Origin of the sequence: Psychrobacillus sp. NPDC096389 (genome assembly GCF_044762855.1) — a bacterium.
Classification (GTDB): domain Bacteria; phylum Bacillota; class Bacilli; order Bacillales_A; family Planococcaceae; genus Psychrobacillus.
In genome coordinates this window covers 120,274-132,579 of sequence record NZ_JBIWFB010000011.1, presented here as the reverse complement: position 1 = coordinate 132,579, position 12,306 = coordinate 120,274, and the positions used below count along the sequence as shown (strand labels likewise).

Below are 12,306 nucleotides of genomic sequence, written 5' to 3'. Positions count from 1 at the left end.
CGCAAAATAGAAGACCTTACGAGAGATAGTATCCGCATGATGTGGCTCGCTCAGGGATATGAACCAAGCTACCGTACCATCAATCGTTTCCGTGTTCATCCTGATATGAAAGAGCTCATTCGTCAATGTTTTGTCCAATTCCGTTGTCAGCTCGTACAAGAAAAACTAATCGATCAAGAGGCAATTTTTATCGATGGTACAAAAATCGAAGCGAACGCCAATAAATTCACTTTTGTATGGAAGAAATCCGTCGAGAGACATCATACAAATCTCGTTGAAAAGTCCAATCAGCTGTACAACGAGCTACTCCAAAATGAAATCATCCCAGAAATCGAGCGCGAAAAGGATGAACAGCTTTCTGTTGGAGAATTAACTCAAATTGCCCGAAACCTTGATGAAGTAGTCGATGACTACACAAACAAAATAGAAAGCTCTGACGATGTGAGCGAGCGCAAAAGATTACGTAGCGAACGCAAAACACCAAAACAAATAGTGAAGCAGATCTATGACTGGATTACGCGGAAACAGAAGTATGAAAAGGATTTTGCGATTTTTGGCACCCGTAACAGCTATTCAAAAACAGACCAAGATGCGACCTTTATGCGCATGAAAGACGACTATATGCAAAACGGGCAATTAAAAGCGGGCTATAACGTACAAGTGGCGACCGAAGGGCAATACACGTTGGCTTACGGTGTATTTGCCAATCCAACGGATACGAAAACACTGATACCATTCCTAGATCAAATAGAAGAACAGTACTTTGAATTACCAGAACATATCGTTGCGGATGCCGGCTACGGAAGTGAACAAAATTACGATGATATCTTAGCAAAGCGCAAACGCATACCACGCATACCACTCATTACGTACAACCATTATTTGAACGAACAAAAGAAGAAGTATAAAAACGATCCGTTCAAAACAAGTAACTGGGCATACGATGAGGAAAGGGACAGCTATACTTGCCCAAATGAAAAGCAGCTGACATTCCAATACAACGCCACACGTACCGATAAAACAGGATTCCAACGTCAATTCAAAATGTATGAATGTGAAGACTGTACAGATTGTCCACTGCGAACGTTATGTACAAAGGCGCACGAAGGAACGAACCGTAAACTCATGGTCAATGAGAAATGGGAACAACAAAAAGAATATGTGCGAACACAGCTTTCAGAAGAAAAAACAGGTACCATATACCGTCAACGTAAGATTGACGTGGAGCCAGTTTTTGGATTCTTGAAGGCTAATTTAGGTTTTACGCGATTTTCTGTTCGTGGAAAATCTAAGGTCGAACACGAAATCGGCCTCGCATTAATGGCCGTGAATATCCGAAAATATGCGGCAAGAGTATAAGCTCTTGTCCGTATAATCTTAAAATAAAATGAAAAAAGTGAAATCGCGCGTGCGATTTCACTTTTTTATTGATTGAGACTACTTCTGTCCCAGCCTCTTTTCTTTTTAAATGATGCATTGCGGTTCATAATCGAGATATAAAATCTTCTCTTATTAAACTAAACTGAACCTTTAGTTCAAGAAAGGAAAAAGAGCTGTCTACTGAAAGTCTCAACAATCTTCAAGTAAAACAACCGTTAGTGAAAAAAGATAATTACCTATAAAGACAAACTCATAGAAACTGTTCTGATGTTAAAGCCCATTTTCTCGTAAAGTTTTATAGCTGGATTCCCTGCAAATGCACTAAGACGAACTTCAGAGTATCCATCTTGTCTTAAATGTTCTAATGCAGTTTTCATTAACTGTTTAGAAACTCCATTTCCTCTAAATTCTTCTAGAACAAACAGTTCGTAAATAAATCCATTCATCTTATCTGTAAATTGGTCCTTAACTGCACCTACAAGAATCCAGCCCATTAATTTTTCGTTCTCCGTTGCTATTAAATAATAGCTTCCCTTTTCCAGTAATGGTTCAATAAGATGTTTGATTTTTTCATTAGTAGGTTTTACTTCACCCAACGTGCCATCAAATAAAGCTTGTGGGGAGAGTAAAATAATCTTTTCAAGTTCAGAATTATTAGGTTTTCTAATATCCATTAAAAAATCAGTCCTTTCTATACCCTTTTTTAAAAGCTTAGCATAGTATTCCAATATTCTCCTTCAGACGGATTAATACAAATCTAATTACTAGTTCAACTATACTGTTTTGTTAGTTTAATAAGAAAGACATTCTTCTGTTTTTACAAACAAGCTTGAGGAAGAATGTTAACTGTCACTGAATTGCTATGTTCCCTACATATTGAGCAATCCCTCTGTCAGAACGCAGATCAAATACAATCACATATTTCCCTTCTTCTTTCGGAAAATTGAATGAACGCTCATCATATAATTCTAATTGTATCTCTTTATCATCCTTCCAAACTAAAACATTTAATTCTTCAATAGCAAAATCTTGATTGTCAAAATCATAACTCACTTTTTGGCCAGAATTAATGTGAAATTGTTTTTGCTCTCTAGCAAAAGATAGAATATCTTCCGTTTCTTTTTTTAGTTGTTCGTTATTTTCAATTCTCCAATCAATGTTTGCTTCAATTAATTCTTCGTTCAATGATGGGTAATCATTAAGTGTAACAGTAGGCGGAGTAAAATCATATTCCTCCCCGATGCACCCCGTTAATATGAAAACCAAAAATAGCCCTATAAATAATTTCAAAAATAGATTCATTTCGCACCTTCCTATTTTTATTTCTATAAAAACAAATCTTACAAGTTTCACTTCTTATTCCACTAATTAACATAAATGCTTCGCTAGTTGAACAAAAAATGAGAGCACCAATTAATTCAAATAAAAGACTAAACATAGTTTGCCCCTATCTACTTTTCCTTTTGAGAATTTTTTCATATCCTTGTTTAACTTGCTTTAATTGGATAAGAATAAAGGCTGTCTGCTGACAGCCTTGTTTTGGTAAATCGCCTGTTTGAGGCAAATGAATTTGATATTTGTTATAAATATACTCCAGAAGTAACTTTAGCAGACAAAAGAACAATCAAACAAGATGACATTTTTATAAATTTGGACTCCTGGAGATTGCTCCAATAACTGTACCTATCCATATTCCTACTAAAATAGAAATTGTAAATAAACCCAGTCCCATACCTTCCCAACCACCAACTCCGATGATACTATAAATAATTACTCCGATACAAATCAGACTTAATACAGTAGAGGTGGAAAATAAAGATTTTCTTGATACCTTAAGGGACGTAATAAACATCCCAATTGCAAACACAATTCCACAAAGCAATATAGGAGTCCATCCCTCTAACATCAAAGCATCCATTTAAATACCCCCTGTTATGTTTTTCACAACTGGACCAATTTTTAGACACACTCTTCAACTAACCTAACCCTTACTTTATTACGAATGAAACGATTAGAAGTTCCAATTACAAGTTAATTTACACTGAATTTACAGAAATCCATTTTCCGAAATCGAACTTAACTGCTATTTTAATTCCAGAAGAAATGAGTACCCAAACAGCTTAACGATCTTTAAATAAAGCATTCGTTAGTTTAAGTACAATATTCCACAAAATCTTACTTGTTTAATTCGTTTTTAAACAAAGTGATCAATATTATAAAAGATAATTATAGTTAATATAAGATAAATAAGTGTAGTGAAATCTTTTTTGAATTCTTAAGAAATTCAACTAAACTACAACGTTAGTTCAATAAGAATAAGAATTACCCCTTCTTGTAGTAACTCCCCTTCTTCTTGTACAGTTTTTCATACAAAATTATTATGATGGCACAAATAATAGATACTTTTAACAATGAAAATAGAATGAAAAATGGAGAAATAACCATGCCGAACGCTACTTCATTTTGAAGAACTTCTACATTATCCCATCCACTTGGCATATCTGGATTATAGTTTTTAGTTTTTATATAACTATCCATGATCGTATAAACTATATAAATCAAATGAATTACAATTGAACTAATAAATGCTTTAAGAATCAATCTCACTTAGACACGCCCTTTACAACTCTTTATCACCATGATAACTCATTTTTCTTATTGAACTAAACTGCTTCTTTAACTTAATAAAAAAGGCTTTACTCCTTCTTGAAGTAAAGCACTCGGTGAATTAGATAATATCAAATTCATTACCCTCTGGATAAAGATGAACATATTCTTCATCTTCATCTAAATAGGCTATTTTCACATTATCTAATAATTTATTATTAGATAATTCATTAATTGTAGTTTTTAAAGCTTTTTCGACATCGATAACGTAATTGAAAACGTTCGCACTACCACTACCAATGTCGCCACCATCACTCGAACCATTTCCAGTCCACCCTAAACACTCATTCATTAAATCTTCAACTATTTGCCTTTTATCAAGTGCTGCTTCCATTTCATTTTCTTCATATGGGTATTGGACAACAAACTCGATTAATTCCTCTTCATCAAGGACTTCATAACCCTCATTCAACTTCTCTTCAGCTAATTTTTCCATTACCATATCTGCTTTTTCAAATAACTTTAAATTAACTTCTTCTGTTTCACCAATGTCTCCAACGACACCATAATGAACTATTAATGTTTTTCCATCTTTCCAAGCTTCCCAATACATCAATTCATTATCAACTTCTTTGACTAACTTAATCACTGTTGAACCCCTCCTGCGAAAATTAAATAATTATACCTTTTTTCAACTAAACTGCCGCTTTAGTTCCAAATGAAGAATAATTTCCAACTTTAAATCACTATGCTTAATTTTGCTTTTTAAATCCATATCTATATAAACCGAGCAATAGAGGATACATAATAATAAACGTGAAAACCGCAACAAAAATATTTCCTCCTATTCCTAGTTCAGCATCTTGAAACCCATAATAAAGTAAAGATACAACTGCATCTATTACAGTAACTATGAATATGATTTTCCAAAAAGATTGCGAATAGAATTGTTTCTTGTATACATAACCATAAAACCCCACAGTGTTAATAATGGCAATAATCGTATTAACAATTCTTAATACAGTTTCTCCCCAACCATACTCATTTTCTAAAAACAATGACACTATCAACAAAAGTAACATTATCCAAAAATAAATTTTCCAAAGCATCTATGTACCCCACGTTTCTTCATTTATACCATTGTTTTCTAATTTACTTAACTTCTAAAATCTTAACAATTTCTTCTCATGATTTATATATGTATTTTTTTCCTTATTGAACTAACCTACCGTATTAGTTCAACAAAAAGTGTTACCTAAGCATCCTTTAATTGAACATATATAATTAGCTTAAAGATAAACATTTATGAGAACCGATAAAACAACCGCTGAGCTTAGAATAGCTATTACTAATAATAAAGTTTTTTAGCTTTGGATATTTATTTAATCTTATATAAGTATCAATAATAAGTAATCCACTTGCTATTTCAATTATACCTGTTAAAACTATTCTTGAAATATCTAGAATATCTAAAGTATTGAATGGCTGTTGAAAATTTTCACGAAGATAAATACTCGACATTCCAAATATAACTGACATTAAAAAGAAATACATAAAAATTTTCATATAGATTTTCATACATTCTCCCATTTCTAATAAAACATAGACTTAAAACACACGCCATCCCATTTTAATCTTAATTACATAGAATACAATATTTCCTTATCCTTGCTAAACTAACCTGCACCGTTAGCTGATGCGTAGACTTTCACACTCTTATTACTCTATCAAAGAGAGGCCTATTAGTTATTAATTGTTTTAATTCGGAAAGCATAAATTCCATCACCCTCATCCCAACTTGCATGAATGACAAAAATGAATTCGCCTGCTTGCTCTGGTAATCTAAATTCATGGGTATTAAATCTTTTAAGATCCACGCCATTGTTTCCCCACTTATAACTTTATTCACCTTCACCTTTTCTACAAGTTCAGCAGGTGATGCTGAATCGGCATTAACAACTTCCCCATTTTCTGACCAAGAATATGTCCCTATTGCATAGGAAATTTCTTGATTATCAGCTGTTATAGTCGGATGAGGAGGTTTCAAATCTTTATTTACATTTGATTGGCATTCAGTGATTAAAAAGATAAAGACAAATATCCCTATGTATCTTTTCACTCTAATCCTCCCTCTATAAATTTTATTGTGTACTGATCTTAACTAAAGCACCCGTTAGCTTAATATGACATTCCTGCTTCTTTCAAAGCATCTTCATAGACCTCATTGTTTGGTTTTTCAATATTATTCTGTAACATTTTTTCTAACGCTACTAAATAAGTCACTTGGAATGTTCGGGAATTCACTTTCCAAATCATCACTTTTATCCAAGTTAACTAGGGATTCAACGATGACAAAATAAATGTTTGATTTCTAAAAATAAATACTATTTTATGTGTTGTTCCCCTCTTATATCCATCATAAATCCTGTTTCTATCACTTGAACAATTTTTACATTTGCTACATTCTAGAACGATATTTATTACCCTAATTACTCCTTATGTTAATTCTTAAATTGTAAGCATAGTTAAACAGATGTACTATAGATTTATAAAAATTATCTAAATTTATTTTAATAAATGAATCGGTTAGGGCCAGAAAGTTTAGATACACCTGGCTTAATAATTGTCTGATATTGAACATACGGAGAAAACCACCTAAGAAAATGATAAGGTACCATTTTCGTAGGTGGTTTAGATTGTCTTTATTATTTAATGCAGCTATGTCCTTAAGCCATTATTTTTGGTTTTCTTTGTTCTAAAAACGGTTCTTTGCTTTCTATTTCTTCGCCCGTTTCAATATCAATAAATGTGCTTGTTTCATTAAACCATTTGTCTGGTGCTTTATGGCCCCAGAATGTTTGACGAAGTGGATCATTTAAATCCCAACGTTTCGGCTTTAAATCAGGGTCACTAGTTAAATAATCACCTGTATAAAGCTCTATACGATGACCATCTGGATCTCTCAAATACAAGAAGAAAGCATTGGATAAACCATGTCGACCAGGTCCTCGTTCAATCGAATTAGCATACCCCATACTCGCTAATACATCACAGCAATCAAGCACGCTTAATCGATCTGTTAGAGTGTATGCGAAGTGGTGTAATTTTGGACCGGGACCACTCATAAATGCTTGGTCATGAACAGTAGGTTTTCGATAGAGCCATGCAGCCCACAAATTCCCGTCTTCTGTATCCGTATACTCAGAGCATAAAAAACCTAATTCCTTTACATAGAAATCATAAGCTGTTTGAACATGGGGTACTGCACAATTGACATGATCAATTCGCTGAATTTTCGCCCCATGATAAAGGTCATAACGTTGCAGCATTCGGTCAACGGTAGTCATTTCGGCAAAAAATTCTAGAGGTATGCCTGATATATCGTGGACTCGAAGGGTTCTACCCATTGCATGTTGTTTCCCCTTCTCCATCCATTTTGTTTTCAAGCCCTTAGAAATAAAAAGCTTTTCAATTTCATCCAGATCCTTTTCTTTTTCAACTTTATAACTGAGTACTTCTACTACGGCTTTATCCGCTTTTTTCAACAGTAAACTATGATGTGAGTGCTCTTCTAAACCTCTTAAGTATATATGATTTTCATCGCTTTCTGTTTCAATCATGCCTAATCCATCCACATAGAACTTTCTTGATACTTCCAAGTCCACTACATGAAGAACAGTTCTCGCGATACGAATGATTGAAAAATCCATCGTTTTCACCATTCCTTCCTCTATTTTTTCCCGAATTGCTGTATATGATGATCAGCAATGGAAATATGAATAATTTTCTGTTCTGTATAAAAACTGAAACCGTAATGTCCACCTTCACGTCCGATTCCGGAGGATTTGGAACCTCCAAAAGGAGTTCTTAAATCACGAACGTTCTGTGCATTCACCCAAAGCATTCCAGCTTCGACCCTATGCGCAACACGATGTCCTCGCTTAATATCATTCGTCCATACATAGCCAGCAAGACCATATTCGACTTCGTTTGCTAACTTAATAGCTTCTTCCTCATCTTTAAATGTCAATACAGTTAATACCGGTCCAAAAATTTCTTCTTGAGAAACACGCATGTTGTTTTTAGCATTTAGTATAATCGTCGGTGCCACAAAGTTCCCTCTAGCAAACTCCATTGGGATGTCACCGGTTACAACTTCAGTGCCTTCTTCTTTTGCAATTTCCAAATAGCTTTTTACTTTACTAAAATGCCCTCTATCAATCAGTGGCCCTACTTCCGTATTTTCATCTAACGGGTCACCAACTCTAATATTAGAAACACGTGTTTTTAAAGCATCAATGAATTTATCTTTAATACCTTCTTGTAAAAATAACCGTGAGTTCGCAGTACATCTTTCACCGTTAAAAGAATAGATTCCCCACACACAAGCATCTAAAGCACGATCGAAATCGGCATCTTCAAATACGATAATTGGCGATTTACCACCAAGTTCCATTGAGCAACTTTTAAGTGTATCGGCACTATTTTTAATGATAGTAGAACCAGTTTTTGTTTCTCCAGTGAATGAAATAAGCTGAACATCAGGATGCCTAACAAGCGCATCACCTGCTATTTCGCCAAATCCATGAACAACATTGAAAACACCTTTTGGAAGATCAGCCTTGTGAATCACTTCAGCTAATAGATTTGCTGATAGTGGAGAAAGTTCTGCTGGCTTTAACACAACAGTATTACCAGTTGCTAATGCCGGCGCCACTTTCCATGTTTCTAACATGAAAGGAGCATTCCATGGTGTGATCAATCCTGCAACTCCTACAGGTACATTAATTGTGTAGTTGATAAATTCATCATCTACTTGATAGGCATCTCCAACTAAGCGATTTTCCACCATACGCGCATAAAATCTAAAATTTTCTGAAGCGCGGCTCACCATTTTTCTAGTTTGACTAATGGGAAGACCCGTATCAAGTGCTTCTAAATAAGCAATTCTTTCTATTTCTTCATCAATCAGATCTGCAATACGATAAATGTACGATAGTCTTTTACTTAATTTCATTGTTTTCCAAGGCCCGTGATCAAAGGCTTCGCGCGCAGCTGCAACTGCTTTATTTATGTCATCCATTTGACCTTCAGCAACTTCATTAATTTGTTCATTAGTAAATGGATTCATATTTTTAAATGTATTTCCTCTTAATGCGGAAGTGAATTCTCCATTTATATATAGAGATATATCCTTTTGTGTTTCGTGTTTCAAAGAAATTAACTCATGGGAGGATACCATACAATCATCACCTATTTTCTTATAATAGTTTTGTAGTAATTTATTTTACAGCTTCTTTCTTCGGCAAAATATCAAGTTCTATAAGTGTTTTACGTACTTCCTCTTGTATTTCAGTTGAAGGTAATCCTAAAGGTAATCGAAGTTTGGGCGTGATTTTCCCCATCATACTTAGTGCTACTTTAGCTGGAGCTGGATTAGTGTCTTTGAAAAGTACGTCATTTAATGGCATTAATTCGAAATGAAGATCTTGTGCTTTTTTAACGTCTCCTGTTTCCCATGCGTTGTATAATTCTGCTACTTTTACTGGCTCTACATTTGCTGTGGCACTAATAAATCCAGCACCGCCAATTGCTAACATAGGGTAGCAAAGTAGTTCAATTCCAGAAAACAGAAGGAAGTCTCTACCACAGTTTAGGAGTACTCGGTTTACGTGTTCGAAGTCTTTATTTGCTTCTTTTACTCCAATAATATTTGGACAATCTTCTACTAAACGTTTCATCGTACTAACTTCCATATTTACAGCTGATCGACCTGGTATATTATAGATAATAATAGGGATTTTAACGGAATCAGCTACTGTTTTAAAATGCTGATAAAGTGCTTCTTGGTTTGGCCTATTGTAGTAAGGGACGATAACCATAGCAGCATCAGAACCTAATTCTTCTGCATACTTTGTTAACTCCATTGTTTCATCATGATTAGTAGAGCCAGTGCCAGGTGCAAAAAATACCCTACCACCAATCGTTTTTTTCGCTAGAGCCATTACTCTTTTTCTTTCTTCGATTGTTAGTGAACTTGGTTCACCACTTGTTCCCGTTACAGAAATTCCATGACTTCCACTTTCTATTTGCCAATTAATTAGATCAATGAATGCCTTTTCGTCAATCTCGCCACTTTCCGTAAAAGGTGTAACGACAGGACAAATGGATCCTCTTAACTTCTTTTTAGCTTCTTCGTATGCCAATAGAATCTGCTCCTTTTAAGTAAACTTTTTTTATCTATTTAATCTAGGTACCTACCATTGTTATTCCTGTAATTCTTTTAGCTCCCTATACTTTCCTTGACTAAATAATAGTGGATCTTTTTGTTCAATCTTAACGCCAGTAACCTGACCGATAAAAATGGTATGATCACCTACTACATATTCGCTATGCAGTTCGCATGTAACAACAGCTAATGTATCTTCTAAAATCGGCATTCCATTATAAGTAACGAATGTTATTTCAGTTTCTGATAGAAGCTGACCCGAAAATTGTTTTGATTCTTTTAGTTGATTTGACGATAAAATGTTAATAGCAAATTTCTTCGAATCTATTATATGCTGGTGCATCTTTGCATTTGCTCCAATACTGACTGCGATAAGCTTAGGATCCATGGAAACCGACATAAATGCATTTGCAGTCATGCCATGCACAACATCAGCAACTTTTGTAGTAATAACTGTTACACCTGTTGCGAAACTGCCCATCACATTCCGGTACAGACGATCATCTATTTCGTTGTTTATTTGGTGCATAATTCCATCTCCTTTCAACTAATATATAGCGTATGAAAAGCTTAAAATATGCCAGCTTCTTTTTTCGTTTTATTTAAAAAGTTAGTTACCATGTCTTTATAAGGTTGCTTATCAAAACCATCATAATAAGCATTTGACATTCTCACTGGATCTCCAAAGAAATAGTATTCGTAGAGTGCTTGACGATTACCGAACGCACTTATGGAAATATCCCAAGCTAAGCGGAATAGTTGTACTCTTTCTTCCCCATTGATATTCGCACCTTGAGTGTAACGATGTACTAATGGACCAACATCTGTATTGCTGAAATCCGATTCAGTTGGAAGCGCCATTAATCCTGATGCACCTAGAATTTTTATGATTTCATGCATACGCTGATACATTTTTGGGAACCAGTTGCGCGCTGCATTTAAAGGTTCAAAGTCTGGCGTCATATTGCCATATTGATCAATTTTTGCATTGTGTTCAGATTTATATAGGTGGGAGCGTAACACTTCTAAAATAACCATGATTTCACTTGCTTTTTCTTTTACATGCATGAATTTATCAATACCAATTGCCTCCATCATACTGATGACTACACCTAAAATGAACTCTGTTTTTACGACATTTTTAGAAATAACTTGATGCGTCATATGGATAACTGCATTAGTCTCGGCATACGTACGATTACAAATATCAGTACTTTCACACACAAAAATTCTTTCCCACGGGACAAGTACATCTTCAAATGAAATGATTGCATCACTCTCATCAAACCGAGCGCCTAGCGGATGGTCCCATTTGCTTTTACCATAGTCAAAGGATTCACGGGAAAGAAATTTTAAACCAGGAGTATTATTTGGAAGTGCAAATGCAAATGCAAATGGATCGTCTATAGTTCCAGGTGTTCTATTTATAGTAGAAGGGAAAACAACAATCTCATCCGTAATCCCGCCTAATGTTGCCAAAAGTCGACAGCCATTTACTATTATTCCATCTGGAGTCTTTTTCGTAATACGCGCGGAAAGATAAGGATCTTTTTGTTCAGACTGAGTTAACATGGATCGATTTACTTGTGGGTGAATTAATGTATGAGTTAAACTAATGTCGTTTTCACGAGCATATTCATAGTAGTCTGATGCATTTTTAGCAAATTGGGCACTTCCTCCACCTTCTTGTGCAAAAAATTGGTTAGCAGTACCGAATGCCATAATACTTGTATTTAAATAATCTGGAGAACGTCCCATCATACCACCAGAAAAAGTTGCCCATTCGGTATGCATTTCACGTCTTTTGAATAGATCTTCTTTCGTTTTAGGAGTAATGAATGAAAGCCCAACTTTTTTTCCCGATGTAGGTGAGGTATATAGCATTTTTTCTTGTTTCTCATGTTGCAAATCGTAAAGACCTGCTACGCTTTCTACAACATTTTTAAATGCTGGGTGTGTCGTTACATCGTCTACTTTCTCTCCGTGAATCCATACTTCCGTTTTCCGATTTTTTATACCTTCTATATATTCTTTTCCAGTTCGTGCACCCATCCTATCCCCTCCTATTATTTGGATAAATATTTTCAGTT

15 protein-coding genes are annotated in these 12,306 nt (G+C 34.8%); 1 reads left to right on the top strand and 14 read right to left on the bottom strand.

The annotated features are described in order from the left end of the window. A partial coding sequence (locus tag ACIQ38_RS21165; protein ID WP_402827981.1) for an IS1182 family transposase occupies positions 1 to 1,359 on the top strand: 1,359 nt, incomplete at its 5' end. A gap of 257 nt (positions 1,360 to 1,616) precedes the next feature. On the opposite strand, the gene ACIQ38_RS21160 is transcribed toward ACIQ38_RS21165, so the two are convergent. The 14 genes from ACIQ38_RS21160 to hpaB form a co-directional block, all read right to left on the bottom strand. After that, complete coding sequence (locus tag ACIQ38_RS21160; protein WP_402828011.1) at positions 1,617 to 2,054, bottom strand: GNAT family N-acetyltransferase; 438 nt, start codon at positions 2,052 to 2,054, stop codon at positions 1,617 to 1,619. 175 nt (positions 2,055 to 2,229) lie between these two features. Further along, complete coding sequence (locus ACIQ38_RS21155; protein WP_402827978.1) at positions 2,230 to 2,682, bottom strand: hypothetical protein; 453 nt, start codon at positions 2,680 to 2,682, stop codon at positions 2,230 to 2,232. Positions 2,683 to 3,022: 340 nt separating this feature from the next. Further along, complete coding sequence (locus ACIQ38_RS21150) at positions 3,023 to 3,298, bottom strand: YesK family protein (protein WP_402827976.1); 276 nt, start codon at positions 3,296 to 3,298, stop codon at positions 3,023 to 3,025. Positions 3,299 to 3,702: 404 nt separating this feature from the next. Next, positions 3,703 to 3,987: a hypothetical protein gene (locus tag ACIQ38_RS21145; RefSeq protein ID WP_402827973.1), complete on the bottom strand. Its 285-nt coding sequence runs from the start codon at positions 3,985 to 3,987 to the stop codon at positions 3,703 to 3,705. A gap of 121 nt (positions 3,988 to 4,108) precedes the next feature. Further along, on the bottom strand, positions 4,109 to 4,636 hold the full coding sequence (locus ACIQ38_RS21140) for a WGR domain-containing protein (protein ID WP_402827971.1): 528 nt from the start codon (positions 4,634 to 4,636) through the stop codon (positions 4,109 to 4,111). Positions 4,637 to 4,739: 103 nt separating this feature from the next. Continuing rightward, the gene (locus tag ACIQ38_RS21135; RefSeq protein ID WP_402827968.1) at positions 4,740 to 5,096 is read right to left on the bottom strand and encodes a hypothetical protein; all 357 of its coding nucleotides are present in this window, start codon (positions 5,094 to 5,096) and stop codon (positions 4,740 to 4,742) included. Between the two features lie 175 nt (positions 5,097 to 5,271). Further along, entirely contained in the window at positions 5,272 to 5,565 is a 294-nt protein-coding gene (locus ACIQ38_RS21130; protein ID WP_402827965.1) for a hypothetical protein, read from the bottom strand. A 130-nt stretch (positions 5,566 to 5,695) separates the two neighbouring features. Continuing rightward, the gene (locus ACIQ38_RS21125; protein WP_402827963.1) at positions 5,696 to 6,106 is read right to left on the bottom strand and encodes a hypothetical protein; all 411 of its coding nucleotides are present in this window, start codon (positions 6,104 to 6,106) and stop codon (positions 5,696 to 5,698) included. 59 nt (positions 6,107 to 6,165) lie between these two features. Continuing rightward, on the bottom strand, positions 6,166 to 6,303 hold the full coding sequence (locus ACIQ38_RS21120; RefSeq protein WP_402827961.1) for a hypothetical protein: 138 nt from the start codon (positions 6,301 to 6,303) through the stop codon (positions 6,166 to 6,168). 410 nt (positions 6,304 to 6,713) lie between these two features. Next, positions 6,714 to 7,697, bottom strand: coding sequence for a 3,4-dihydroxyphenylacetate 2,3-dioxygenase (hpaD, locus tag ACIQ38_RS21115; RefSeq protein WP_402828008.1), 984 nt, complete (start codon positions 7,695 to 7,697; stop codon positions 6,714 to 6,716). 20 nt (positions 7,698 to 7,717) lie between these two features. Next, positions 7,718 to 9,229 (bottom strand): 5-carboxymethyl-2-hydroxymuconate semialdehyde dehydrogenase, encoded by a 1,512-nt coding sequence (gene hpaE, locus ACIQ38_RS21110; RefSeq protein ID WP_402827958.1) that lies wholly within the window; start codon positions 9,227 to 9,229, stop codon positions 7,718 to 7,720. A 40-nt stretch (positions 9,230 to 9,269) separates the two neighbouring features. Continuing rightward, positions 9,270 to 10,193: a 2,4-dihydroxyhept-2-ene-1,7-dioic acid aldolase gene (hpaI, locus tag ACIQ38_RS21105; RefSeq protein WP_402827955.1), complete on the bottom strand. Its 924-nt coding sequence runs from the start codon at positions 10,191 to 10,193 to the stop codon at positions 9,270 to 9,272. Positions 10,194 to 10,253: 60 nt separating this feature from the next. Beyond that, positions 10,254 to 10,724: a flavin reductase family protein gene (locus tag ACIQ38_RS21100; protein ID WP_402828005.1), complete on the bottom strand. Its 471-nt coding sequence runs from the start codon at positions 10,722 to 10,724 to the stop codon at positions 10,254 to 10,256. A 62-nt stretch (positions 10,725 to 10,786) separates the two neighbouring features. After that, the gene (gene hpaB / locus ACIQ38_RS21095) at positions 10,787 to 12,268 is read right to left on the bottom strand and encodes a 4-hydroxyphenylacetate 3-monooxygenase, oxygenase component (protein WP_402827952.1); all 1,482 of its coding nucleotides are present in this window, start codon (positions 12,266 to 12,268) and stop codon (positions 10,787 to 10,789) included. Between the last annotated feature and the right edge of the window lie 38 nt (positions 12,269 to 12,306).